A 24,494-nucleotide genomic window follows, 5' to 3' on the forward strand; every position below is an offset into this window, starting at 1 on the left:
AGGCAGTCAGCGGCGGGAGGCGCCGGGCGGGTTCGGCGCCGGGTCGACGGTCCACAACCGCTTCCGGCGGTGGAGGGCCGCCGGGCTCTCCACGGGCCGCAACACCGTCGAACGCCCGGTCAACCGGCCGAAGGCCCGGCGGGGCATCGCCACCCGGTACGACAAGGCACCCGAGAGCCGCCTCGCCGGCCGCCACCTCCGCGGCGCCATGATCCGGATCGAGGACCTCACCGGGAGCACACCTCGATCACGACCGAGTACGCTCCCCGGCTCCGCGTCAGCGCCGCGTCAGCGCCGCGGCCTCCATCGCCGCCAGCACGCCCCGCAGTTGCTCGCGCAGCGTCTCGTCGCCGACCCGGCCGTCCTTGAGCCTGGTGCCCGCCTTCGGGACGGACATCGACTCGGGCAGGACGTCCGCGCCCATCATCCGCAGCGTCTCGGTGGTCCAGGCCCGGGCCCGCTCGCCGCCGGTGACGGCCGGGGAGGCGGTGACCACGGCGACCGGCTTGTCGACGAGTTCGCCCCCGCCGACGACCCACTCCAGGGCGTTCTTCAGCACGCCCGGCATGCCCGCCGCGTACTCGGGGCAGGCGATCAGCACGGCGTCGGCCGCCGCCAGCCGGGCCCGGAAGTCCAGAACGGACTCCGGCGGCCCGGCCAGCTCGACGTCGTGCTCGAAGTAGGGCAGCCCGGCCAGCCCCTCGTACAGGGTGAGGGACGTCCCCGGCCCGCACAGGTCGGCGGCGGTCAGCGCCACCTGCCGGTTGATCGATCCCGCGCGCAGGCTGCCGACGATCCCCACGAACTCCATCTGCCTCTCCCCGTTCCCCGACCGCACCCACCGGAGCACATTGTCGACCGGCCGGGCTCCGCGGATCGACGGGGGGCCGACGGGTGCTAGAAATCCCTGGTGGACGAGCACCCCCCGCCGGACGGACACCCCGCGCCCCCGACCCTGCGCGTCTTCGTGGCGCTGGCCCCGCCCGACGAGGCCAAGGACGAACTCGCCCGCGCCCTGCGGCCCGCGTACGAGGCGCACCCGCGGCTGCGCTGGAACCGGATCGAGGACTGGCACATCACCCTCGCCTTCCTCGGCGAACTCCCCGCCACCGCCGTGCCGCCGCTGCACGCGGCGCTGGCCGACCGCGCCGCCGGGCAGCCCGCCCTGCGGCTGGGCCTGCGCGGCAGCGGGCACTTCGACGAACGGCTGCTGTGGAGCGGCGTCGACGGCGACCTCGCCGGGCTGCACCGCCTCGCCGCCGACATCCGCGCCCTGGTCCGCGCCCACGGCCTCGCCTTCCGCGACCGTCCCCTGCACCCCCACCTCACCCTGGCCCGCGCCCGCCGCGACGACCCCGTCGGCATCCCCGCGAGCGCCGCCACCCTCGCCGACTTCACCGGCCGCCCCTGGTGGACCCCCCGCCTCCACCTCGTCGGCAGCACCCCCCTGCGCACCCCCGCCCCACTGCGCTACCGCGACCTCGACTCCTGGCCGCTGACCGTCCCGACCGACCCGGCGGGACCGGTGGATCCGGCGAATTCCGGGTGACGGGGCGGGCCGCCCGGCCGGAGAATGGCAGCCGTGACGGACCCGAACGAGAACTGGCTCCCCCGGACGACGGCGTTCCTGGCAGCGCTGGACGCGGTCGCCTGGCACGAGTTCGGCACCGCCGACCCGGCGCGGCCGGTCCGGGACGTGCCGCAGGCCCTGCGCCGGATCGCCTGCGCCGGGCCCGGCTCCACGGAGGCCGACTGCGCGGCGCTCTTCGGCCACCTGCAACCGCTCCCCGGTCGGCCCGCCCCCTCCGTGGCGGCCGTCGCCCTTCCGTTCGTCGTCACCCTCGCCGCCGATCCGCGGATCGTCGCCCGGGCCGAGCTCGCCTCCCTGCTGGCCTCGTTGGACCTCTCCCCTTTGAACGGGGCGGACCTGGCCCGCGCCCGCGCCCTGCGCACCGACCCGAACCCGGCGGTGCGGCGCGCCACCCTCCCGCCGGAGGCCTCCCCCGCCGAACTGCTGGACCGCCCGCGCACCGAACCCGACCCGGCGGTGCGGCTCCCGGCCCTGTTCGCACTCGCTGACGCCGCGACCGCGACCGCCCCGGACACCCGCCTCGCCGCCCTGCTGGAGCCGCTGCCGGCACCGCTGCTGGGCGGCGACGACCCGGTGCTGTGGGCCGCGGCCGTGTACGTCGCCGCCGCCCTGGACCGCGATCTGGCGGTGCGCCAACTCGACCGGCTGGTCGAGGTGTTCGCCGATCCCACGCTCCGCGACCGGTTCGCCGAGGTCTGGTACCGGCCGCACCACGCGCTCCCCGTCGACCGCGAGGCCGCGTTCCGGTGGATCCACCGACGCCTGGAACACGACCCCGCCGCCCGCCTCGCCCTCCCCCTGCGCCTGCTCGCGGCGACCGACCCGCTCCACGACGCCCCGCTACGCCGGGAGGCCCTCGACGTGCTGTGCCGCGAGTTCCTCCAACGCCGTTCCACCGCAAGCGCGTTGCTCCCGGTCGCGGGCGCCCTGCTGGACGACCCGGACGGCCCGGTCCGGCTGCGGGCCGCCCACCTCCTCGCCCTGCTCGGTCCGGCCGCCGCCCCGTACGCCGACCGGCTCGTCGCCCTGCTCGACGACACCGCCGACGATCCCGAACTGGGCGGCACCGTCGGCGGTTTCGCCCGCTGGGCGCTGGTCCGCACCGGCGACCCGCGCGCCCTGCCCGGCCTGGTCGAACAGCTCCGCGTCCAGGAGGAGGACGGGCGGCGCTCCTCCTTCCAGCCGGGCATCCCCCACGTCCTGGTGCCGCTCCGGGCGCAGGCGCCCGCGCTGCTCCCCGCGATCCGCGCGGCCCTGCGCGACGGCGGGCCCGACGGCGGCGCGACCCGCCCGTTCCTCACCGTGCTGCGCTGCTGGGGCGAGGACGCCCTGCCCACCCTGCCCGAACTCCTCCCCCTGCTCTCCGACCCGCGCACCGGCTCCGACGCCCTCGCCGTCCTGAAGGCGATCGGCCCGGCCGCCGCCCCCGCCCTCCCCGCCCTCGCCACCTGCCGGGCCCACCACCCCCTCCTCGTCAGCCGGGCCGCCGCCCGCATCGGTCCGGACCGTGACGCCGAACTGCGCTCGGTCGTCACCGAGATCCGGGCCGCGTCCCCGTCCTCCCCCGGCCCGTTCGCCGAACTCGCCCGCTTCGGTCGCGCCGCCGCCCCGTACGCCGACCTGGTCCGCCCCTTCTGCGGGAGCGGGACCGAGCCCTGGATCAGGCTCACCGCCACCATCACCCTCGGGTTGATCACCGGCGAGGAGGCCCCCGCCGTCCGGGCCCTCGAAGGCTTCGTGCTGTCGGCCACGGACTCCCCCGGCTTCGGCACCCTCACCCGGGCCCTGGGCGGCCTGGTCGCGATCGGCGCGATCACCCCCGCGATCCGGGCGGCCCTGTGCTCCCTGCAGCAGTCCGAGCAGCGCCTCTCCCCGTACGAGGACCACCGGGCCGTCCTCCAGGACGAGGACCTGCGCGCCCTGATCGACCGGGCCCTCGCCTGCCCGGACCACCACGCGGCGCCCCTTCCCGCAGGGTGACGGGCGTCACACCGACCCCGTGTCACGAACGGGGCGGCAGCTCGCGTCCGGTGGTCGTCCGCGAGGCGGGCGGCCACCGACACGAAAGAGGCAGCGAGCGATGGACGCGACGAGGCAGCAGCACGAGGTCCTGGTCCTGGGCGCCGGTTACGCCGGGCTCTCCGCGGCGATCCAGCTCGCGGCCCGCACCCGGAAGCGCGGGGACCTGCGGGTGACGCTGGTGAACCCCCACGACACCTTCACCGAGCGGCTCCGGCTGCACCTGACCGCCACCGGCCAGGAGACTGCCGAGCTGAGGATCCCGGAGCTGCTGGACGGCACCGGCGCCGTCTTCGTCCGGGGCCGGGTCACCGCCGTGGACGCCGACGCGAGGACCGTCCGGGTCGACGACGAGCGGGTCCTGCGGTACGACACCCTGGTCTACGGCCTGGGCAGCGTCGCGGACACCGCGGCCGTGCCCGGCGCGGACGAGCACGCGCACACCCTCGACGGTCCGGAGGACGCCGCGCTCCTCGCCGACCGCCTGGCCCGGCTCGACGGCGGGACGGTCGTGGTCGGCGGCAGCGGCCTCACCGGCGTCGAGGCCGCCGCGGAGATCGCCGAGCGGTACCCGGCCCTCCGGGTGGTGCTGCTGGGCCGCGGGGAGCCGGGCGCGGGCCTGCACCCGAGGGCCCGGGCCCACCTGGACGCGGCGCTGGCCCGGCTGGGCGTGCGGGTGCGCAGCGGCGTCGAGGTGGCGGCGGTGCGGCCGGACGGCGTCGAGCTCGCGGACGGGTCCGTCGTCCCGGCGGACGCGGTGCTGTGGACCAGCGGCACCCGGGCCGCGCCGCTGGCCGCCGCCGCGGGCCTGACCGTCGACGGGCGCGGCCGGGTGGTCACCGACGGTGCGCTGCGCTCGGTCTCGCACCCGGAGGTCTACGCGGTGGGCGACGCGGCGGCGGTCCGGCAGGGCTACGGCGTGATGCACGGTACCTGCCAGGGCGGCATGCCCACCGGCGTGCACGCGGCCCGGTCGATCCTGCGGGTGCTGGCCGGCAAGGAGCCCCGGCGCTTCCGGTTCGGCTACTACCACACCCCCGTCAGCCTGGGCCGGAACGACGCCGTCGTGCAGTTCACCCACCCCGACGACAGCCCGCGCCGGATCGTGCTGACCGGCAGGTGGGCCGCGAAGTACAAGGAGGCGGTCACGGCGGCGCCGTGGCCGACCTTCGCCCGCATGAAGAAGGTGCCCGCCTCGGGCGCCCTCTGGCCGCACGGCGGCCGCCACACCCGGACCAGGAGCGCCAAGTGACCCAGCCGCAGCCGACCGACCCCGACCAGCTCGCCTTCCAGCGGTACCGCACCCTGCTCTTCTCCGTCGCCTACCGCCTGCTCGGCTCCGCCGCCGACACCGAGGACGTGGTCCAGGACGCCTGGCTCAAGTGGTCGGCGGCCGACCGGTCCCGGGTCGCCGACCCCAAGGCCTACCTGACCAGGATCGTCTCCAACCTGGCGATGGAGCAGCTCCGTTCGACCCGCCACCGGCGCGAGGCCTACGTCGGACCGTGGCTGCCCGAGCCGATCCTCACCGGCCCGGACACCGCCGACGGCGCCGTCGAGGCGGACTCGGTCTCGACGGCCCTGCTCCTCGTGCTGGAGACGCTGAGCCCCTTGGAGCGGGCGGTCTTCGTGCTGAAGGAGGTCTTCGCCTTCAGCCACGCGGAGATCGCGCAGGCGGTGGACCGCTCCGAGGCGGCGGTCCGGCAGGCCGCGCACCGCGCCCGCGAGCACGTCCGGGCCCGGCGGCCCCGCTTCCCCGCGGACCGCGCCCGCCGCCGCGACGTCACCGAGCGCTTCCTCGCGGCGGCGACGGGCGGCGACCTCAACACCCTCATGGAGCTGCTCGCCCCGGACGTGACGCTGTGGACCGACGGCGGCGGCAAGGTCCGCCAGGCCCTCAAGCCGGTCGTCGGCGCGGAGACCGTGGCCCGCTGGTTCGCCGCCCTCGGCACCGCGACCTACCAGGGCGTCGGACCGGAACGGATGCGGGCGGAACTCACCTCGGTCAACGGCGGCCCGGGCCTGGTCTTCCACGCTCCGGACCGGGTGATCGCCACGATGACCTTCGACTTCGACCCGGCGGGCCGGATCTGCGCCGTCCACAACGTGGCCAACCCGGACAAGCTCCGCGCCGTCGCCGCCGGCACCCGTCACCAGGTCTGCTGAGTCCCCATCGGCTCCTCGGCGGCCGCCCGGGCCCGGGCGGCCGTCAGGAAGCCGAGTCGATCTCGGCGACGAGTTCCTCGACGCGGGCGCGGATGGCGTCGCGGATGGGGCGGACGGCCTCGAGTCCCTGGCCGGCCGGGTCGTCCAGGGGCCAGTCCCGGTAGTGCGTGCCGGGGTGGTAGGGGCAGGCGTCGCCGCAGCCCATGGTGATGACGTAGTCGGAGGAGCGGACGGCCTCGGCGGTGAGGACCTTCGGCCGCCGGTCGGAGATGTCGATGCCGACCTCGGCCATCGCGGCGACGGCGGCCGGGTTGACCCGGTGGCCGGGGGCGGAGCCCGCGGAGCGGACCTCGATGCGGTCACCGGCGAGGTGGGTGAGGAAGGCCGCGGCCATCTGGGAGCGGCCGGCGTTGTGGACGCAGACGAACAGCACGGAGGCGCGCGGCGCGGCGGCGGTCATGGCGGGGGTGGGTCCTTCGGTGGGGTGTCGGAAGCCGCAGAACGTATCAGCTGTGGATGATGTGAAAGTATCAGCCCATGGTGATGTCAGTCGACACTGAACTGTTGCGCGTGCTGTCCGACCCCCTCCGGCTGCGGATCGTGACCCTGCTGGCCCGCGAGACCCTGTGCACCACGCACCTGGTCGCGGAGACCGGCGCCCGCCAGACCAACCTCTCCAACCACCTCAGGGTGCTGCGGGACGCGGGCGTGGTGGACACCGAGCCGTGCGGCCGCTTCACGTACTACCGGCTGCGGCCGGAGGTGCTGGAGTCGCTGTCCGCGCGGTTCGCCGACCTCGCCGCCACCGCCCGCGCCCACGCCGACGTGAAGAGGTCCTGCTGATGGCCCGCACCGTCTCCGCCCCCGCCCCCGCCCCCGCCCCCGAGGCCGGTCCAGGAACGGCGTCGGTCGCCGGGAGGCTCTCCTTCGTCGACCGCTACCTGGCGGTGTGGATCCTCGTCGCGATGGCCCTCGGCCTCGGGCTGGGCCGCCTGGTTCCGGGGTTGGACGACGCGCTCGCCGAGGTCGAGGTCGGCGGGATCTCGCTGCCGATCGCGCTCGGCCTGCTGGTGATGATGTACCCGGTCCTCGCGAAGGTCCGCTACGACCGGCTCGACGCCGTCACCGGCGACCGCCGCCTGATGGCCGCCTCACTGGTGGTCAACTGGATCGTCGGGCCCGCGGTGATGTTCGCCCTGGCCTGGATCTTCCTGGCCGACCTGCCTGCGTACCGCACCGGTCTGATCATCGTCGGGCTGGCCCGCTGCATCGCCATGGTGGTCATCTGGAACGACCTGGCGTGCGGCGACCGCGAGGCCGCCGCCGTCCTGGTCGCGCTCAACTCCGTCTTCCAGGTCGTCATGTTCGGCGTGCTCGGCTGGTTCTACCTCGACCTGCTGCCCGGTTGGCTGGGCCTCGGCGAGGGCGAGCGCCTCGACGTCTCGACGGGGAGGATCGCCCTCAACGTCGTCGTCTTCCTCGGCATCCCGCTGGTGGCCGGGTTCCTGACCCGCCGCCTCGGCGAGAAGCGACTCGGCCGCGAACGCTACGAGGCGAAGCTGCTGCCGAAGATCGGGCCCTGGGCGCTGTACGGCCTGCTGTTCACCATCGTCATCCTGTTCGCCCTCCAGGGGAGGACGATCACCTCGCAGCCGCTGGACGTCGCCCGCATCGCCCTGCCGCTGCTGGCCTACTTCGCGCTCCTGTGGTTCGGCGGCTTCGCCCTCGGCCGACGGCTCGGCCTCGGCTACGACCGCACCGCGACCCTCGCCTTCACCGCCGCGGGCAACAACTTCGAACTCGCCATCGCGGTGGCCATCGGCACCTTCGGCGTCACCTCCGGCCAGGCCCTCGCGGGCGTGGTCGGCCCGCTGATCGAAGTCCCGGTGCTGATCGCCCTGGTGTACGTCTCGCTCGCCCGGCGCGGGAGGTTCACCGCCCGGAGCGCCTGACCGCGGGGGCGGGTCAGCGGTTCAGGTCGAGGAGTCGGGCCAGGCCCGCGAGGACGGACGGCTCGACGCGGTAGTACACCCAGGTGCCGCGGCGTTCGGAGGCGAGCAGTCCGGCCTCGCGGAGCTTCTTGAGGTGGTGGGAGACGGTCGGCTGGGAGACGCCGACGTCCTGGATGTCGCAGACGCACGCCTCCCCGCCTTCGTGCGAGGCGACCTTCGAGAAGAGCCGCAGCCGCACCGGGTCGCCCAGCGCCTTGAACATCGCGGCCATCCGCGCCGCGTCCGCCTCGGAGAGCTCCGCCGAGGTCAGCGGCGGGCAGCACGGCACGACCTCCGGCGCGAGGACCGGCAGCTCCACCCTTGAATTCGACATGTGTCTATATTGACACCCGCCAATCCAACGGGCAAGGTCGAGGGCGACAGCACATCGACACCTGTCGAATCAGGCGGACCGCGGCCGCTGCCGCACCGCTCGGCGCGAAGAGGAGCCCACCGCCATGACCTCCGACACCACCGGCCTGCCCGTCCTCGTCATCGGCGCCGGACCGATCGGCCTGGCCGCCGCCGCCCACCTGCTGGAGCGCGGCCTCGAACCGCTCGTCCTGGAGGCCGGTCCGTCGGCCGCCACCGCCGTCCGCGCCTGGGCGCACGTCCGGCTGTTCTCGCCGTGGGCCGAGGTGGTCGACCCCGCCGCCGAGAAGCTGCTGGCCCCCACCGGCTGGGCCCGCCCCGACGGCGCCGCGTACCCGACCGGCGGCGACTGGGTCGCGCAGTACCTGCAGCCGCTGGCCGACGCCCTCGGCGGGCGCGTCCGCTACGACAGCCGGGTCACCGGCGTCGCCCGCGCCGGGCGGGACCGGATCGTCGACGCCGACCGCGAGCGGCAGCCCTTCACCGTCCACGTCGAGCACGCCGACGGCCGCGAGGAGCGCCTGCCCGTGCGCGCCGTCGTCGACGCCTCCGGCACCTGGGCCACCCCCAACCCGCTGGGCGCCGACGGCCTGCCCGCCCTCGGCGAGCGCGCCGCCGCCGACCGGATCTCCTACCGCGTCCCCGACCTGCGCGACCCCGCCGTCCGGGCCCGCCACGCCGGGAGGCGCACCGCCGTCGTCGGCTCCGGCGCCTCCGCGTTCACCGCCCTCGCGGCCCTCGCCGAGCTGGCGCAGGACGCACCCGGCACCCACGCGGTGTGGGTGCTGCGGCGCGGCCTCACCGGCTCCACCTACGGCGGCGGCAGCGCCGACCAGCTGCCCGCCCGCGGGGCGCTGGGCCTCGCCGCCGCGGCCGCCGTCGAGAACGGCCACGCCACCGCGCTCACCGGCTTCCGCACCGCCGCCGTCGAGCGGTCCACCGACGGCACGCTGACGCTCGTCTCCGAGGACGGCACCCGCGCCGAGGAGTTGGACGAGGTCCTCGTCCTCACCGGCCTGCGCCCCGACCTGTCCTTCCTCACCGAACTGCGCCTCGCCCTGGACGACCGCCTCCAGGCCCCGGTCGCGCTCGCGCCGCTGATCGACCCCAACCAGCACTCCTGCGGCACCGTCTACCCGCACGGCGCAGGAGAGTTGGCCCACCCGGAGCAGGACGTCCACCTGGTCGGCATGAAGTCCTACGGCCGCGCCCCGACCTTCCTCGCCCTGACCGGCTACGAGCAGGTCCGCTCGGTGGCCGCCGCCCTCGCCGGGGACCACGAGGCCGCCGCCCGGGTCGAACTCACCCTCCCCGAGACCGGCGTCTGCGGCGGCGCCGGACTCTACGACGAACCCGTCGGCGAGCAGAGCGACGGCTGCTGCGGCACTCCCGCCGTACCGCAGCTGATCACCCTCAACGTCCGCACGCCCGGCGGCACCTGCTGACCGCTACCGCGGGCAGGGGGCGGCGTTCGAAGCCGACGTGCCGTGCGACTCGTCAGGGAATCCGGCGGTAGACCTCGCCGCGGTGGCCCGGAGGACCGGTCGGTCGCCCCCTCGCGGCTTAGGGCACCGGCATGCGGTGGCCGCCCCGTCCGGGTCGGGGCGGCGGCGGGGCGCGAACGTTTCAGCGGGGCGGTGGGGCCGGAACTGGGCGGACCGGGGCGGGCGTCGGTGGGTGATTGACACGTCCGAGGGCCCCTTCCCACCATGGGAGCGCTCCCAAAGCGTGTCCGCACCCCACCTGCCCGCCCGGCACCGCACGGCCGCGCGGTCGCAGGCCGCACAGTTCGGTTCCCCGTCCACCCGCTCGGCTCCGCGATGCGCTCGACCGCGGGGCCGGCGCCCCACCTGGGAGGAACGACCCCCCATGCTGTTCCGCAGGAGACCAGCCGGAGACCGCCGCCGTCCGCTCGGCGCGACGGCCTCGGCGGTGCTGGCCGTCGCGGCCGCCGCGCTGCCGCTGTCCGCCCCCGTCACCGCTGCCGCCGCCGACACCGCCCCCGCGGGCGACACCACGGTGACGGTGAACGCGGCCGCGGGCCTGGGCACCGTCAGCCCCAGCGCGCTCGGCGTCAACGCCGCGATCTGGGACTCGCACATGAACGACCCGGAGGTGGTGTCGCTGTACCGGGCCGCGGGAGTCGGCGCGCTGCGCTACCCCGGCGGCTCGTACGCGGACATCTACCACTGGGTCGACCACACCGCGCCGGGCGGCTACGTCGCCCCGGGCACCGGGTTCGACGCGTTCATGGGCACGGTGAAGGCGACCGGCGCGCAGCCGATCCTGATCGCCAACTACGGCTCCGGCACGGCGCAGGAGGCCGCGGACTGGGTCCGGTACGCCAACGTCACCAAGGGGTACGGGGCGAAGTACTGGGAGATCGGCAACGAGATCTACGGCAACGGCGTCTACGGCAGCGGCTGGGAGAACGACACCCACGCCGACAAGACCCCGGACCAGTACGCCCGGGAGGTCAAGGCGTACGCCGCGGCGATGAAGGCCGTCGACCCGAGCGTGAAGATCGGCGCGGTGCTGACCATGCCGGGCAACTGGCCGGACGGGATCGTCGCGTCCGGGGACAGCGGCGACTGGAACCACACCGTGCTGGCCGCGGTCGCGCACGACGTCGACTTCGTCAGCGTGCACTGGTACCCGAACGCGGGCGGCGGCGGCCAGTCGCTGGCCGCGGTGCAGCAACTGCCCGGTGAGCTGCGGGAGGTGCGCAACCTGCTGGACCGGTACGCGGGCGCCGACTCGGCGAAGATCGGCATCGCGATGACCGAGGTGAACTCCGACTCCGGCAACGGCGCGCTGACCAGCCGTCCGAACGGCCTGTTCGCGGCCGAGGCGATGAGCACCGCGCTGGAGAACGGCGTCTTCAGCGTCGACTGGTGGGACACCCACAACGGCGTCGGCCCGATCACCACCGTCAACGGCGAGACCGACTACGGCGACATGGGCCTGCTGTCCAGCGGCGGCTGCAACGGCAGCGTCTGCGAGCCGGCCGTGAACACCCCGTTCGCGCCGTACCACGGCATCAAGGCGCTGGGCGCGCTCAGCGACCCGGGCGACACCATGCTGGCCTCCGCGGCCTCCGGCTCCGAGGTCTCCTCGCACGCGGTGCTCCGCGCCAACGGCGACCTCAGCGTGCTGCTGCTGAACAAGAGTTCCAGCGCCGCGCACACCGTGGACCTGCGCTACCAGGGCTTCACCGCGGACGGCTCGGCCCCCGCCGTGCAGCGCTGGGCGCCCGGCGACGACGGCCTGGTCGACGCGACCGGCACCGCCACCGCCGCGTCCGCGACCCTCGCCCCGTACTCGATCACCGTGCTGACCGTGCACCCGAAGCCCGGCACCGGCCCGTCCTCGGCGACCGTCGGGGCGCCCGGCACGCCGCGCACCACCTCGGTCGGCGCCAACACCGTCGCGCTGAGCTGGCCGGCCGCCACCGGCGCGGTGGACCGCTACGAGGTGTACGAGCAGCTCGGCGCCACCGTCCAGTTGCTGGGCTCCTCCACCGGCACCTCCGCCACCCTCTACAACCTGCCGCCCGGCTCCCGGCACACCGTCAACGTGCTGGCCCGCGACCAGGCCGGGCACCTCTCCCGCCCGTCCGCCCCGCTGACCTTCACCACCGGCACCCCCGGCGACAGCACCTGCACCGTCACGTACCAGGTGACCGCGGGCTGGGGCAACGGCTTCGTCGCCAGCGTCGTGGTGAGCAACCTCGGCCCGGCCGACCTCAACGGCTGGACGCTGGACTTCGACTGGCCCTCCACCGGGCAGTCCGTCGGCTCCTGGTGGAACGCGAACGTCTCCGGCACCGGCCAGCACGTCCGGGTCACCAACGGCGACTACAACGGCCACCTGGTGCCGAACGGCGGCAACTCGGCGGACTTCGGCTTCGTCGGCAACAACAACGGCGCCAACCCGTCCCCGACGGTCTTCCGCCTGAACGGGACGGTCTGCCGCACCGTCAGCTGACCACCGCACGACCGCAGCACCGCACGACCGGGCGCGGGTCCGGCGAGGAGTAGGACACCTCCTCGCCGGGCCCGCGCCCGCGTGCGCTCAGGGCTGCGGGGTCCGGGCGGCGACGAAGTCGAACAGGCCGGGGAAGCGCGCGTTCAGGTCGTCGACCCGGACCTGGCTCCGGCGGTCGAGGCCGTACTGCCGCTGGCGGGTGACGCCGACCTCGCGCAGCGCCGCCGCCCCGTCCTGACGTTCCGTCGGCCCGCCCGCCTCCCGAGCCGGGGCCCGGCCCGGGAGGGGCCGGCCTCAGGCCCCCGGGAGGCGGTCGAGCAGGGCGGTGAAGTCGGTGGCCGGGGCGAGGGTGCCGAAGGCCAGGCCGTGGTCGCCGGCCAGCCGGGAGGCGCAGAAGGCGTCGGCGACGGCGGCGGGGGCGTGCCGGACCAGCAGGGCGGCCTGGAGCACCAGCGCGGCGCGTTCGATGACCCGGCGGGCGCCGGGTTGGGCGTCCGCGGTGGGGCGGAGTTCGGTGCGCAGCTCGCGCCAGGCGGTGTCGAGGCGGGGGTCGGCGCCCGTGGCGAGGTCGATCTCGGCGGCGAAGGCGTCGAGCGTCTCGGGTTCGCGGGCCAGGGCGCGCTGGAGGTCGAGGGCGGTGACGTTGCCGGAGCCCTCCCAGATGCTGTTGAGCGGGGCCTCGCGGTAGAGCCGGGGCAGGCCGGAGGCCTCGTCGTAGCCGTTGCCGCCGAGGCACTCCAGCGCTTCGGCGACGGCGGCGGGTTGGCGCTTGCACACCCAGTACTTGGCGACGGCGGTGGCGATCCGCAGGAAGGCGCGTTCGGCGGCGTCGCCGCGCTGGGCGCGGTCGGCGGCCCCGGCCAGGCGCAGGCCGAGGGTGGTGGCGGCCTCGGATTCGAGCGACAGGTCGGCGAGGACGTTGCGCATCAGCGGCTGGTCGATCAGGAGGGCGCCGAAGGCGGCCCGGTGGCGGGCGTGGTGGGCGGCCTGGGCGAGGGCGGCGCGGGTGCCCGCGGCGGAGCCGAGGACGCAGTCGAGCCGGGTCATGGTGACCATCTCGATGATGGTGCGCACGCCCTTGCCCTCGGCGCCGACCAGCCAGGCCACGGTGTCGTCGAACTCGGGTTCGCTGCTGGCGTTGGCGCGGTTGCCGAGCTTGTCCTTGAGGCGCTGGATGCGGAAGGTGTTGCGTTCGCCGTCGGGCAGCACCCGCGGCACCAGGAAGCAGGACAGGCCGCCGGGCGCCTGGGCGAGCACCAGGAACAGGTCGTTCATCGGCGCGCTGGTGAACCACTTGTGGCCGCGCAGCCGCCAACTGCCGTCGGGCTGCGGGGCGGCGGTGGTGGTGTTGGCGCGGACGTCGCTGCCGCCCTGCTTCTCGGTCATCCCCATCCCGGCGAGCAGCCCGCGCTTGCCCGCGGGGGCGCGCAGGCCGGGGTCGTACGTCCGGCTGGTGAGCAACGGCTCGTAGGCGGCGGCGAGTTCGGGGGCGTGGCGGAGCGCGGGGACGACGGCGTACGTCATGGAGACGGGGCAGAGGTGGCCGGGTTCGAGGGTGGTGGCGACCATGAAGCCGGCGGCGCGGGCGACGTGGGCGCCGGGGCGGGGGTCGGCCCAGGCGGCTCCGGCCAGGCCGGCGCCGACCGAGAGGTCCATCAGGTGGTGGTAGGCGGGGTGGAACTCGACCTCGTCGACGCGGTGGCCGTAGCGGTCGTGGGTGCGCAGTTCGGGTTCGTGGCGGTTGGCCTGGTCGGCCCAGTGCTGGGCCTGTTCGCTGCCGGCCAGGCGGCCGAGGCGGTGCAGTTCCTCGCGGTGCCAGCCGGCGCCCTCGCGGTCGAGGCCCTCCAGCAGGACGGCGTCCTGGGCGACGTCGTGGCCGGTCAGCGGCGGTGCCTGGTTGGTGACCTGGTGGGTGACGGCGGTGGGGTGGCTGGCGGGCACGGGGAGCCTCCGGTGGGGTGGCGGGGGTGGGGGTGTCAGGGGCGGGGGGCGCCCGCGCAGCGCAGGGCGGTGGCGGTGAGGTCGGCGAGCAGGGCCTCGGTGTCGGCGTCCTCGGGGGCGCCGAGCGGGTCGACCAGCACCTCGCCGATGGCGCCGGTGAGCGCGGCGGCGGTGATCTCGCCGTTCTGGGCGGGCAGGGCGCCGGTGGCGACGCCCTCGTGGACCACTTCGGCGAACAGCGCGCGGTAGCGGCGGCGGAAGGCGAGGCGTTCGGCGCCGACGGCGGGTTCGGCGGGGGCGGCGAGCAGGGCGTGGGCGAGGCCGCGGTTCTCCAGGGCGCGGCGGGCGAACACCTCGACGCCGCGGGCGAGCCGTTCGACCGGGTCACCGGGGCCGTGCAGGACCTCGCCGAGCACCTCGACCTCGCGTCCGGCGGCGCGCCGGAACACCTCGACGGCGAGCGCCGCCTTGGACGGGAAGTGCTGGTACACCGATCCGGCGGCGATCCCGGCGGCGTCGGCGACGGCGGTCACGGACGCCTGCGACCAGCCGACCTCGGCGACGACCTGGGTGGCGCAGCCGACCAGGTGCTCCCTGGCGGCGGTGAGCCGGTGGATCTCGGCTGGGGTCTTGCGGTAGGCCATGAAAGAAGTGAACCATCATTCACAGCTTCCGCCAAGGGCCCGCCCCACCCACCTCCCGGGCACCTTCCTCTCCGCCCTCCGAGGCTGAACGGTCACCGGGGTCGTTACACCGTCACAGTCTGGGAACGGGCCGTCGCGGCCCCCTGTCGTGGGGGGCGCGGGGGCTGTCACAGTGGGCCGGTCGCAGGGCCGCGGGGGCCTGGCGGGAATGGGGTTCGGGGCTGATGAGGAGTCGTCTGGCGGGCGTGCTGTTGGCGCTGGTGCTGGTGGGGGGCGGGGGTGTGGCGGCCTCGGGGACGGCGGAGGCGGCGGTGCCCCGGGCGGTGGGGGCGGCTTCGGCCCAGGTGGTGGCGGGCGGGCCGCAGGGGGAGGTGGCGGGGACGGTCGGCGGCGCGGCCCGGGCGGCGGACGGGCAGCGGGTGCGGGAGGCCGTGCCGTTGGCGAAGAGCTCGACGAAGAAGAAAAAGAAGAAGAAGTCCAAGGGCGCCCTGATCGGGTTCCTGCTGGTGTCGCTGCTGGTCGTGGTGGTCGTGGCGGTAGTGGTGTGGCTGCTGGTCCGGCGGATGCGGCGGTCCTGAGGCCGGCGCTCCTGGGACCGCGGGCACCGTTGCGGGGCCGACTCCGTGTCGGAGCGGCCCGCCGAGGGCGTTCCCTGATGGACTGTCGGGCGTGTCCGCTCGTGGCGGCAGGGCCGCAGGAGAAGCAGGGGGCGCCCCCGTCGACGGCCTTCCCGGGGAGGGCGACGGGGGTGCGACGCCGCTGACGCGCGCGGTGGCGCTGGCGGGCGCGGCGCTGCTGTACGGGCTCGTCGTGGGCCTGCAGTACGGGACGGCCACCTGGCACCTGCCGTCCGTGCTGGTGGCCGTGCCCGCGGTGGTCGCGCTGGCGTTCGGGCCACCCGTGATCGTCGGGGCGGCGGCCGTCGCGGTGGGCACCCGCTGGGTGTTCACCGCCACCGAGCCGGGCCGCGCCGGGGCGGCGGCGGGGACCACCGCGGTGATCCTCGGCATCGCGGTGCTCGGCTGTTTCGTGGTGCGCCACCGGGAGCGGGCGGCGGCGCGCCTGGTGAGCATCGCGACGGTCGCCGAGACGGCGCAGCGGGCGGTGCTGCGGCCGGTGCCCGCCGCGGTCGGGCCGTACGCGATCGCCGCGGCGTACCGGGCGGCGGCCCGGGACGCCCGGATCGGCGGGGACCTGTACGCGGTGGCGGACACCCCGCCCGGGCTGCGCACGCTGATCGGCGACGTGCGCGGGAAGGGCCTGGACGCGGTGGCGACCGCCGCGGTGGTGCTGGGCGCCTTCCACGAGGCCGTCCTGGACGCCCCCTCGCTGGCCGCCCTCGCCGGGCGGCTGGACACCAGCCTGCGCCGCTACCTGACCGACCCGGAGTCCTTCGTCACGGCGTTCCTGCTGGAGGCCGCCCCCGACGGCACCGTCCGCGGGCTGTCCTGCGGGCACCCGGCGCCGCTGCTGCTGCACGGCGCGGCCGTCCGCGAGCTGCCGGTGCGGCCGGGTCTGCCGCTGGGGCTGCGCGACGGGGAGGCGCCGACGGGGCTGCCCGCGGAGGCCCCCGAGGAGGCGCCCGTCACGCACCTGGCGCCGGGCGACACCCTGCTGCTGTACACCGACGGCCTCACCGAGGCCCGCGACCGCGGCGGCGCATTCTACCCGCTGCCCGCCCGGCTGGCCGCCTGCGCGGGCCTGCCGCCGCAGGAACTGGTCGACCGGCTGCAGCGGGACGCCCACGCGTTCGCGGGCGGCACCGAGGACGACGCGGCCCTGCTCGCCCTGGCCTGGCACCTGCCTCCCCCCGTCGACTGAGGGCCGGACGGGCGGGACGGGAGGGACCGGCGCCCGCCCAGCACGGTCCGGGCCCGGACGACGGCGCACCTCGCGGTGTCGAACGGGCTCCCCTTCCGCGCCGCGGTCCACCCGGACCGGAAGCCCGCCGCGATCCTGTCCACGGCGGGCCCCGGGAGCGTGTCCTGACGGCCGGGCGTCACCCGCCCTGGCCGGCGCTGCCCACCGGGCCGATCTTCACCGACGAGCCGCTGCCGTCCGTGACGGGCAGCGAACCGGCGCCCGGCCAGGCGAGGGTGACGGAGTGCGTCTCGTCCGGCGGGGTCACCACCAGGCCGGTGATCCGGACGCCGGAGCCGCCCGAGGTGTTGGCCGGGTAGCTGATGCCGAAGTACGTGGACCTGCCGTTCTCCAGGACGGCCGCGACGACCGGTTCGCCGGAGCGCTGCGCGGACAGCGCGCCCGCCGAGGTCTGCAGGTCGACGCCCGCGTACCCGGCGATCGTGCAGTCCTTGCCGCTGTGGTTCTTCAGTTCGACCGCGACGGTGTTCTCGCCGTCGCCGGTGACGGTGGCGTCCACGGCGGTGATGGTCAGGTCGGCGGTGCGGCACTTGGCGGCCTTCCCGGCCCCGGCCCCGGCGCCGCTCCCGCTCCCGCCGGTGCTCGCGGCCGGGGCGGCGGTGCTCGGGGGCGTGGCGGCCGGGGCCGCCTTGCTCGGGGCGGCGGCGCTCTTCGGGGCGGTGGCCGCGGTGCTCGGGGCGCCCTGGGCGGTGTCCGTGCCGTCGTCCTGGCAGGCGGTGAGCGAGAGGGCGGCCGCGACGGCCAGGGTGGTGAGGGCGAGGGTGCGGGCGCGCATGGGGTTCTCCTCCGGATGGGGCGGCGGTGCCGGCCGCTCGGTGCGAGCGGGTCCACGAAGTCCAGGACCGCCGGCCGGGCCGAACCGTTGCGCCGCGACCCGCCCCAGGACAGGGCTGTGACAGACCCGGCCGCCCGCCCCGCCCCCGGCCGGGCCGCACCCCGCCGCCGACCGGCGCGAACGCCGCTCCGCACCCCCGGCGCGCGCCGCCGCAGCCCGCCGCCGCCCGCGCCGTCCGCCGGGACGGACCTGTGACGCGGACGCCATTGACCGCGACCTCCCCCGTTCCGCGTCCCCGCCGCGCCGACGCGGCACTAGGGTGGGGTCTTCCGTCCGTCCCGCCGCGAGGAGCGCACCCGCCGTGTCCGACAGCTTCGCCCACCTGCACGTCCACACCGAGTACTCGATGCTGGACGGCGCCGCGAAGAACGGGAAGCTGTTCGCCGAGGCGGAGAGACAGGGCATGCCCGCCATCGCGATGAGCGACCACGGCAACATGTTCGGCGCGTACGAGTTCTTCCACGCGGCCGCGAAGACCGCGGTGAAGCCGATCATCGGCATCGAGGCGTACGTCGCGCCGGGGTCGCGGTTCGAGAAGAAGCAGGTGTTCTGGTCGCCGGGCGGCCAGCGGCCGACCGGCGCGGACGGCGAGGGCGGCAAGGACGTCTCCGGCGGCGGCCGCTACACCCACATGACGATGTGGGCGCAGAACGCGACCGGGCTGCGCAACCTGTTCAAGCTCTCCTCGCTGGCGTCGATGGAGGGCTACTACATGAAGCCCCGGATGGACCGGGAGCTGATCGCCGCCAACGCGGGCGGCATCATCGCGACCACCGGCTGCCCGTCCGGCGAGGTGCAGACCCGGCTGCGGCTGGGCCAGTACGAGGAGGCGGTGAAGGCGGCCGCCGCGTACCAGGACATCTTCGGGAAGGAGAACTACTTCCTGGAGCTGATGGACCACGGCCTGTCCATCGAGCAGGACGTCCGGGCCGATCTGCTGCGCCTGGCCAAGCAGTTGAACATCCCGCTGCTGGCCACCAACGACTCGCACTACGTGACGGCCGACCAGGCGGACGCGCACGACAGCCTGCTGTGCGTCGGCGTGGGCAAGAACAAGGACGACCCGAACCGGTTCAAGTTCAACGGCTCGGGCTACTACGTGAAGACCGCCGAGGAGATGCGCGAGCTGTTCCGCGAGCTCCCCGAGGCGTGCGACAACACCCTCGCCATCGCCGAGCGGATCGAGTCGTACGAGGAGGTCTTCACCTACGTCGACCGGATGCCGCAGTTCGACGTGCCCGAGGGCGAGACCCAGGCGTCCTTCCTGCGCAAGAAGATCGCCGCGGGCCTGCAGCACCGCTACGGCGACAGCCCGAGCCAGGAGGTGCTGGACCGGGTCGAGCTGGAGATGGGCGTGATCACCCCGATGGGGTTCGACGCGTACTTCCTCGTGGTCGCCGACATCTGCCAGTACGGGCGCGACAACGGCATCCCGGTCGGCCCGGGCCGCGGCTCGGCGGCCGGTTCGATGGTCGCCTACCTGACCGGCATCACCCAGCTCGACCCGCTGGAGCACGACCTGCTGTTCGAGCGCTTCCTCAACCCGGAGCGCATCAACCCGCCGGACGTCGACATCGACTTCGACGACCGCCAGCGCGACCAGATGGTGCGATACGTCACCGAGAAGTACGGCTCCGCGTACACCGCGCAGGTCAACACCTTCGGCACCATCAAGGCCAAGGCGGCCGTGAAGGACGCCAACCGGATCCTCGGTTACCCGTTCTCGATGGGCGACCGGATCACCAAGGCGATGCCGCCGGACGTGATGGGCAAGGGCGTCCCGCTGGCGGACCTCTTCAACGAGAAGCACCCGCGGTACAACGAGGGCACCGAGATCCGCTCGCTGTACGAGAACGAGCCGGACGTCAAGAAGATCATCGACACCGGCCTCGGCATCGAGGGCCTGATCCGCGGCACCGGCGTGCACGCGGCCGCGGTGATCCTCTCCTCGACGCCGCTGCTCGACCTGATCCCGCTGCACATGCGGGACAAGGACGGCACCATCATCACCGGCTTCGACTACCCGTCGTGCGAAGCCATGGGCCTGATCAAGATGGACTTCCTGGGTCTGCGGAACCTGGGCATCATCGACCACTGCATCAAGATCGTGAAGGCCAACCGGGGCGTCGACGTCGACATCGACAAGATCCCGATCGACGACCCCACCACCTACCAGCTGCTCGCCCGCGGCGACACCCTCGGCGTCTTCCAGCTCGACGGCGGCCCGATGCGCGCCCTGCTGCGCCTGATGAAGCCCACCGAGTTCGCCGACATCTCCGCCGTCTCCGCGCTGTACCGGCCCGGCCCGATGGGCATGAACTCGCACACCAACTACGCGCTGCGCAAGAACGGCCAGCAGGAGATCATCCCGATCCACCCCGAGCTGGAGGAGCCCCTCAAGGAGGTCCTCGGCCCCACCTACGGCCTGATCGTCTACCAGGAGCAGGTGCAGCGCGCCGCCCAGGTGCTGGCCGGGTACTCGCTCGGCCAGGCCGACCTGCTGCGCCGCGCGATGGGCAAGAAGAAGAAGGAGGTGCTGGAGAAGGAGTTCGTGCCCTTCCACGCGGGCTGCAAGGAGCGCGGCTACTCGGACGAGGCGATCCAGGCCGTCTGGGACGTGCTGGTGCCGTTCGCCGGCTACGCCTTCAACAAGTCGCACTCGGCCGCGTACGGCCTGGTCTCGTACCAGACCGCCTACCTGAAGGCGAACTACCCCGCCGAGTACATGGCGGCGCTGCTCACCTCGGTCGCCGACGACAAGGACAAGATGGCCGTCTACCTGGCCGAGTGCCGGGCGATGGGCATCCGGATCCTCTCCCCGGACGTCAACGAGTCGGTCGTCGACTTCACCGCCGTCGGCAGCGACGTCCGCTTCGGCCTCAAGGCGGTGCGCAACGTCGGCGTCCCGGTGATCGAGTCGCTGGTCGCCACCCGGGAGGCCAAGGGCAAGTACACCTCCTTCGCCGACTTCCTCGACAAGGTCGAGCTGGTGGTCTGCAACAAGCGCACCGTCGACTCGCTGGTCAAGGCCGGCGCCTTCGACTCGCTCGGCCACACCCGGCTGTCGCTCAGCACCGTCCACGAGAGCGCGATCGACGCCGTCACCGGCCTCAAGAAGCAGCAGGCGATCGGCCAGGACGACCTGTTCGCGATGCTCGGCGGCGACGACACCCCCGGCATCGGCCTGGACTTCCAGCTCACCGACCGCGAGTGGCCGCGCAAGCAACTCCTCGGCCTGGAAAGGGAGATGCTCGGCCTGTACGTCTCCAGCCACCCGCTGGACGGCGCCGAGCACATCCTCTCCAAGAACCGCGACGTCTCCCTGGTCGACCTGCTGAACTCCGGCCGCACCGAGGGCGAGGTCCGGCTCTCCGGCCTGATCACCGGCGTCGACCGGCGCATCAACAAGGCCGGCAACGCCTGGGCGATCATCACCCTGTCCGACCGCGACGGCTCGATCGAGGTGCTGTTCTTCCCCGCCGCCTACCAGCTGATGTCCGCCCAGATGGTCGAGGACAACGTGATCTCCGTCCGCGGCCGCCTCAACGAGCGCGACGGCTCGCTGAGCATCTTCGGCCAGGAGATCACCACCCTGGACATGTCCTCCGCCGAACTCGGCACCAAGCCCCCCGTCCAGATCACCGCCCCCGTCGGCCGCCTCACCCCCGATGTCGTCGCCGAACTCAGGACCGCCCTCCTCGCCCACCCCGGCGACGTCCCCATCCGCCTGCTCACCACCGGCTGGGACAAGAGCACCCTCTACGAACTCGGCTTCACCGTGAACCCCGACAACGGCCTCGCCTCCGACATCAAGACCTTCCTCGGCCCGCACTGCTGGCAGGGCACCGTGTAGCGCCACCGTCGCCGCGCTACTCGGTGCGCAGCGCTACCGCGGTGCGGGTCCGGGCCGCCCAGGCGGCCGGGGCCGTCGCGCCGAGCACCGCGATCGCCACGCCGCCCAGGCCCAGCAGGGTCAGCGGCAGGGCGTGGTAGACGTCCACGACCGCGTCCGGCAGCCGGACACCCGCGCTGTCGCCCATCGCGGGGACGACGATCCGCTGCAGCAGCACGCCGAGCGGGACGCCGACCGCGCCGCCGACCAGGCCGATCAGCACCACCGAGGAGACCACCATGGCGACGGTCTGGCGGGGCGTCATGCCGAGCGCCTTGACCACGCCGAGGTCGTGGATCCGCTCCCGGGTGTCGAGGACGACGGTGTTGAGGACGCCCAGGCCCGCGACCACCACCAGCATCAGGGTGAGCAGGCCGGTGAGCGCGTCCAGCAGGACGACCAGCTGGCCGGCGCCGCTGTCGTCGCCCGCGCGGGCGACCGCGCCGGTGGACCGCAGGGCGGCGTTCAGGCCGTCGGTGTAGGACTGGGTCCCGGTGCCGGGCTTGAGCCTGATGTGGAAGTAGGCGGCGCGCAGGCCGGGTTCGGCCGCGGCGAGCGTCCCGGCGTCGGTGAACAGCCGCATGTCCTGGCTGTCGGCGACGAACGCCTCGCCGGTGATCCGCACCGGCAGGGTGGTGCCGTGGTCGGTGATCATCACGGTGTCGCCGACCTCGGCGCCGGTGGCGGTCAGGAAGGGCGTGGGGGCGACGGCCTCGCCGGGGCCGTGGAGCCAGGTGCCCGCGACCAGCTGGCGGGCGGCCCAGGAGGAGTCGCCGAGGTAGGCGGTGACCGTGACGGCGCCGGTCGAGCCGGCCGCGGTGATCTCGGTCTGCGCGGCGCCGTAGTACTGCCGGGTGCCGGGCTGCTGCTCGATCGCCCTGGCCATCGCGGCGGTGTCGGGGTGCGGGTTGCCGCCGGCGGGGGCGCCCGGCATCGGCGGCGGGACGGCCAGCACCGTCACGTCGGCGACGCTCCGCTTGGAGTCCTGGATCCGCTGCAGCGAGGCGGCCAGGCCGAAGGCGAAGGTGACGGCGGTGGCGCCGAACAGGACGGCGACGACCATGGCGAAGGCCCGGGCCGGGCGGGCGAACGGCCGCGCCAGACCCATCGTCACGGCCCGGGGCAGCGGCAGCGCCCGGGCGATCCGGGCGGCCCGCCGGCCGCGGCCGAAGCGCGGGGTGCGGCCGACGGCGAGCGCGTCGACGGTCCGCAGGCGGCCCGCGCGCAGCGCGGAGACCAGGGCGGTCAGCGCGACCAGCGCGAGGGTGCCGAGGATCACCGCCGCGTCGACCCGGGGCGCCACCGTCAGCGAGTCGGTGCCGTAGACCTGCTCGGTGGCGGAGAGCACCGCCCCGGCCGCCAGGTTCCCGGCCACCGCGCCGACCGCGGTGCCGACCGCGGCGGGGACCAGCGCCTGGCCCGTGTAGGCGCGCACCACCTGGCCGGGGGTGAAGCCGACGGCCTTCAGGATGCCGATCCGGCGGGTGCCGGAGCCGACCGCGCCCGCCACCACGTTGCCCACGATCAGCACCGACATGGCGATGCCGAGCAGGCCGAAGGCGGTCAGGAAGGGGACGAACAGGCCGGTGCTCCTGCTGTTGCCGTTCTTGACGTTCAGCCAGCTGGTGGCGCCGGTCAGCGCCCCGTCCGGCAGCTGTCCGGCGACGGCGGCGCGGTCGGCGGCGAGCTGCGCGTCGGTGGCCGCCGCGGAGAAGCGGTAGAGCATCTGGAAGCCCGCGCCGGTGCCCTTCGCGTCCAGGCCGTCGACCTGGTCGGGGGCGATCCAGCCGTCCGCGGTGCGGCTGACCGAGCGGGCGATGCCGACGATCTCCAGCTCGGTGCTGCCGCCGGTCGCCGACGGGAAGGCGATCTTCCCGCCGACCGACAGCCGCGGGCCCGGGTAGTCCGCCGAGACGACGATCTGGCCGGGGCCGGAGACCCAGCGGCCCTGGGTCAGGCCGACCTGGTCGACCTGGCCGCTTTGGGCATCCCGGGCGTCCCGGCCGACCAGCGCCATCGGCGGCAGCGACACGCCGGCCGGCAGGTCGAGCCCGGGGATGCCGCTCGGGTCGGTGGAGACCGTCCGGAACGGTCCGGCCGCGGCGGTCACGCCCGTGGCGCGGGCGGTCGCCCCGACCTGCGCGGCGTCGGCCTTCGCGGCGTCGAACCGCGCGGTCAGGTGCGGGCCGTGCTGCCGGGCGAAGGCGTGGTCGAACGGCGCGTCGGAGGCCACCAGCAGCGAGCCGCCGAGCACCGAGGCGGTCACCGCCATCATCGCGGCCAGGCCGGTGACGACGGTCTGCACGCGGCGGCGGCGCACCCCCGCGCGCATCACGGTGCGGAGGGCGCTCACCGGGTCACCGCCGTCGTGGGAGCGGCCGCCGGGGCGGAGGTGGCGGGGGCGGTCGGGGCGGGGGCGGTCGGGAGGGCGTCGCCGCGGCGGGTGTCGGAGGCGATCCGGCCGTCCACGATGCGCACCGTCCGGGTCGCGCAGCTCTCGGCCAGCGTCAGGTCGTGGGTGACGACGACCAGGGTCTGTCCGTCCGCGTGCAGGTCCCGCAGCAGCGCCTTGACCTCCTCGCCGGAGGCGGAGTCCAGCGCGCCGGTCGGCTCGTCGGCCAGCAGCAGCGCGGGGCGGTTCATCAGCGCCCGGGCCACCGCGACGCGCTGGCGCTCGCCGCCGGACAGCCGGCCCGGGTAGGCCTTCTCGTGCTCGGCGATGCCCAGCGTGTCCAGCAGTTCGAGCGCCCGCCGCCGGGCCTCGGCGCGCCGGGTGCCCGTCATCTCGGCGGGCAGCACGACGTTGTCGAGCACCGTCAGGTCGTCCAGGAGGTGGAAGAACTGGAAGACCATGCCGATGTTGGTGCGCCGGTGGCGCGCCGCCCCGGCCTCGTTCAGGGTGTCCACCCGGACCCCGGCGACCGTGACGGTGCCCGAGTCGGGCCGGTCCAGCCCGGCGATCATGTTGAGCACGGTCGACTTCCCGCTGCCCGAGGGCCCGAGGATCGCCAGTGCCTCCCCCTTGTCCACGCTCAGCGAGACGTCGCGCAGGGCGGCCGGACCGTCCACGAACGTCCGCGTCACCCCACTGATCTCGATCACGGGTTCGGTCGTCATCTGTTTCCTCCTCGCGGCCCTTTCCGACGTCCGCCACGCTAGGGTCGGGTGGCGGTCG

Annotated in this window: 19 protein-coding genes and 2 pseudogenes; 12 read left to right on the top strand and 9 right to left on the bottom strand. The window is 74.7% G+C overall.

The window, feature by feature from the left end; all coding sequences use genetic code 11:
* Positions 1-85: 85 nt before the first annotated feature.
* Positions 86-229 (top strand): annotated as a pseudogene (locus ACFY00_RS12105) (IS5/IS1182 family transposase); the annotation flags it as partial.
* 48 nt (positions 230-277) lie between these two features.
* Here the strand turns inward: ACFY00_RS12105 and ACFY00_RS12110 are convergent.
* A complete protein-coding gene (locus ACFY00_RS12110) occupies positions 278-811 on the bottom strand; it encodes an NADPH-dependent FMN reductase (RefSeq protein ID WP_388030136.1) in 534 nt (177 codons plus the stop codon).
* A 99-nt stretch (positions 812-910) separates the two neighbouring features.
* Here ACFY00_RS12110 and thpR point away from each other — a divergent pair, with 99 nt between their 5' ends.
* The 4 genes from thpR (at position 911) to ACFY00_RS12130 (ending at position 5,776) form a co-directional block, all read left to right on the top strand.
* On the top strand, positions 911-1,549 hold the full coding sequence (gene thpR / locus ACFY00_RS12115) for an RNA 2',3'-cyclic phosphodiesterase (protein WP_388030138.1): 639 nt from the start codon (positions 911-913) through the stop codon (positions 1,547-1,549).
* A 33-nt stretch (positions 1,550-1,582) separates the two neighbouring features.
* Positions 1,583-3,571 (top strand): hypothetical protein, encoded by a 1,989-nt coding sequence (locus tag ACFY00_RS12120; RefSeq protein WP_388030141.1) that lies wholly within the window; start codon positions 1,583-1,585, stop codon positions 3,569-3,571.
* Between the two features lie 100 nt (positions 3,572-3,671).
* Positions 3,672-4,862 carry an NAD(P)/FAD-dependent oxidoreductase gene (locus ACFY00_RS12125; RefSeq protein WP_388030144.1) on the top strand — a complete coding sequence of 397 codons (1,191 nt, stop codon included), beginning with the start codon at positions 3,672-3,674 and terminating at the stop codon, positions 4,860-4,862.
* Positions 4,859-5,776 (top strand): RNA polymerase sigma-70 factor, encoded by a 918-nt coding sequence (locus tag ACFY00_RS12130; RefSeq protein WP_388030146.1) that lies wholly within the window; start codon positions 4,859-4,861, stop codon positions 5,774-5,776. Before ACFY00_RS12125 ends, ACFY00_RS12130 begins: the two co-directional genes overlap by 4 nt.
* A gap of 43 nt (positions 5,777-5,819) precedes the next feature.
* Here ACFY00_RS12130 and ACFY00_RS12135 read toward each other — a convergent pair whose 3' ends face one another.
* Positions 5,820-6,236: an arsenate reductase ArsC gene (locus ACFY00_RS12135; protein WP_388030149.1), complete on the bottom strand. Its 417-nt coding sequence runs from the start codon at positions 6,234-6,236 to the stop codon at positions 5,820-5,822.
* 77 nt (positions 6,237-6,313) lie between these two features.
* Here ACFY00_RS12135 and ACFY00_RS12140 point away from each other — a divergent pair, with 77 nt between their 5' ends.
* The gene (locus ACFY00_RS12140) at positions 6,314-6,619 is read left to right on the top strand and encodes an ArsR/SmtB family transcription factor (RefSeq protein ID WP_388030151.1); all 306 of its coding nucleotides are present in this window, start codon (positions 6,314-6,316) and stop codon (positions 6,617-6,619) included.
* Positions 6,619-7,728 carry an ACR3 family arsenite efflux transporter gene (gene arsB, locus ACFY00_RS12145; RefSeq protein WP_388030152.1) on the top strand — a complete coding sequence of 370 codons (1,110 nt, stop codon included), beginning with the start codon at positions 6,619-6,621 and terminating at the stop codon, positions 7,726-7,728. Before ACFY00_RS12140 ends, arsB begins: the two co-directional genes overlap by 1 nt.
* A gap of 13 nt (positions 7,729-7,741) precedes the next feature.
* Here the strand turns inward: arsB and ACFY00_RS12150 are convergent, their stop codons facing one another.
* Positions 7,742-8,101 carry an ArsR/SmtB family transcription factor gene (locus tag ACFY00_RS12150; RefSeq protein WP_388030154.1) on the bottom strand — a complete coding sequence of 120 codons (360 nt, stop codon included), beginning with the start codon at positions 8,099-8,101 and terminating at the stop codon, positions 7,742-7,744.
* Positions 8,102-8,225: 124 nt separating this feature from the next.
* Between ACFY00_RS12150 and ACFY00_RS12155 the strand changes: the two genes are divergently transcribed.
* Together ACFY00_RS12155 and ACFY00_RS12160 are read left to right on the top strand one after the other, a co-directional pair.
* The gene (locus tag ACFY00_RS12155) at positions 8,226-9,584 is read left to right on the top strand and encodes an FAD-dependent oxidoreductase (RefSeq protein WP_388030157.1); all 1,359 of its coding nucleotides are present in this window, start codon (positions 8,226-8,228) and stop codon (positions 9,582-9,584) included.
* A gap of 424 nt (positions 9,585-10,008) precedes the next feature.
* Positions 10,009-12,126, top strand: a complete 2,118-nt coding sequence (locus ACFY00_RS12160) for a cellulose binding domain-containing protein (protein WP_388030160.1) — start codon at positions 10,009-10,011, stop codon at positions 12,124-12,126.
* 87 nt (positions 12,127-12,213) lie between these two features.
* Here ACFY00_RS12160 and ACFY00_RS12165 read toward each other — a convergent pair.
* From ACFY00_RS12165 to ACFY00_RS12175, 3 genes and pseudogenes are all read right to left on the bottom strand, one after another.
* Positions 12,214-12,348: pseudogene (locus ACFY00_RS12165) on the bottom strand (ArsR family transcriptional regulator); the annotation flags it as partial.
* 72 nt (positions 12,349-12,420) lie between these two features.
* A complete protein-coding gene (locus ACFY00_RS12170; protein ID WP_388030162.1) occupies positions 12,421-14,067 on the bottom strand; it encodes an acyl-CoA dehydrogenase family protein in 1,647 nt (548 codons plus the stop codon).
* 35 nt (positions 14,068-14,102) lie between these two features.
* On the bottom strand, positions 14,103-14,711 hold the full coding sequence (locus ACFY00_RS12175) for a TetR/AcrR family transcriptional regulator (protein WP_388030164.1): 609 nt from the start codon (positions 14,709-14,711) through the stop codon (positions 14,103-14,105).
* Between the two features lie 224 nt (positions 14,712-14,935).
* Between ACFY00_RS12175 and ACFY00_RS12180 the strand changes: the two genes are divergently transcribed.
* Complete coding sequence (locus tag ACFY00_RS12180; RefSeq protein ID WP_388030165.1) at positions 14,936-15,289, top strand: hypothetical protein; 354 nt, start codon at positions 14,936-14,938, stop codon at positions 15,287-15,289.
* A 91-nt stretch (positions 15,290-15,380) separates the two neighbouring features.
* On the top strand, positions 15,381-16,532 hold the full coding sequence (locus tag ACFY00_RS12185; protein ID WP_388030167.1) for a PP2C family protein-serine/threonine phosphatase: 1,152 nt from the start codon (positions 15,381-15,383) through the stop codon (positions 16,530-16,532).
* Between the two features lie 178 nt (positions 16,533-16,710).
* Here the strand turns inward: ACFY00_RS12185 and ACFY00_RS12190 are convergent, their stop codons facing one another.
* Entirely contained in the window at positions 16,711-17,367 is a 657-nt protein-coding gene (locus ACFY00_RS12190; RefSeq protein ID WP_388030169.1) for a DUF4232 domain-containing protein, read from the bottom strand.
* A 361-nt stretch (positions 17,368-17,728) separates the two neighbouring features.
* On the opposite strand from ACFY00_RS12190, the gene dnaE reads away from it, so the two are divergent.
* Entirely contained in the window at positions 17,729-21,280 is a 3,552-nt protein-coding gene (gene dnaE / locus ACFY00_RS12195; protein WP_388030171.1) for a DNA polymerase III subunit alpha, read from the top strand.
* Between the two features lie 16 nt (positions 21,281-21,296).
* On the opposite strand, the gene ACFY00_RS12200 is transcribed toward dnaE, so the two are convergent.
* A complete protein-coding gene (locus ACFY00_RS12200; protein ID WP_388030173.1) occupies positions 21,297-23,672 on the bottom strand; it encodes an ABC transporter permease in 2,376 nt (791 codons plus the stop codon).
* Positions 23,669-24,436, bottom strand: a complete 768-nt coding sequence (locus ACFY00_RS12205) for an ABC transporter ATP-binding protein (protein WP_388030176.1) — start codon at positions 24,434-24,436, stop codon at positions 23,669-23,671. Before ACFY00_RS12205 ends, ACFY00_RS12200 begins: the two co-directional genes overlap by 4 nt.
* Positions 24,437-24,494 lie beyond the last annotated feature (58 nt).

The sequence above is a fragment of the Kitasatospora sp. NPDC001540 genome, assembly GCF_042894345.1.
GTDB classification, from domain to species: domain Bacteria; phylum Actinomycetota; class Actinomycetes; order Streptomycetales; family Streptomycetaceae; genus Kitasatospora; species Kitasatospora phosalacinea_C.

Bases quoted from the DNA above. Each gene is read 5' to 3' on its own strand.
- ACFY00_RS12110 (WP_388030136.1), bottom strand. From the start codon at position 811: ATGGAGTTCGTGGGGATCGTCGGCAGCCTGCGCGCGGGATCGATCAAC.
- ACFY00_RS12125 (WP_388030144.1), top strand. From the start codon at position 3,672: ATGGACGCGACGAGGCAGCAGCACGAGGTCCTGGTCCTGGGCGCCGGT.
- ACFY00_RS12135 (WP_388030149.1), bottom strand. From the start codon at position 6,236: ATGACCGCCGCCGCGCCGCGCGCCTCCGTGCTGTTCGTCTGCGTCCAC.
- ACFY00_RS12140 (WP_388030151.1), top strand. From the start codon at position 6,314: ATGGTGATGTCAGTCGACACTGAACTGTTGCGCGTGCTGTCCGACCCC.
- arsB (WP_388030152.1), top strand. From the start codon at position 6,619: ATGGCCCGCACCGTCTCCGCCCCCGCCCCCGCCCCCGCCCCCGAGGCC.
- ACFY00_RS12150 (WP_388030154.1), bottom strand. From the start codon at position 8,101: ATGTCGAATTCAAGGGTGGAGCTGCCGGTCCTCGCGCCGGAGGTCGTG.
- ACFY00_RS12155 (WP_388030157.1), top strand. From the start codon at position 8,226: ATGACCTCCGACACCACCGGCCTGCCCGTCCTCGTCATCGGCGCCGGA.
- ACFY00_RS12160 (WP_388030160.1), top strand. From the start codon at position 10,009: ATGCTGTTCCGCAGGAGACCAGCCGGAGACCGCCGCCGTCCGCTCGGC.
- ACFY00_RS12175 (WP_388030164.1), bottom strand. From the start codon at position 14,711: ATGGCCTACCGCAAGACCCCAGCCGAGATCCACCGGCTCACCGCCGCC.
- ACFY00_RS12180 (WP_388030165.1), top strand. From the start codon at position 14,936: ATGAGGAGTCGTCTGGCGGGCGTGCTGTTGGCGCTGGTGCTGGTGGGG.
- ACFY00_RS12190 (WP_388030169.1), bottom strand. From the start codon at position 17,367: ATGCGCGCCCGCACCCTCGCCCTCACCACCCTGGCCGTCGCGGCCGCC.
- ACFY00_RS12205 (WP_388030176.1), bottom strand. From the start codon at position 24,436: ATGACGACCGAACCCGTGATCGAGATCAGTGGGGTGACGCGGACGTTC.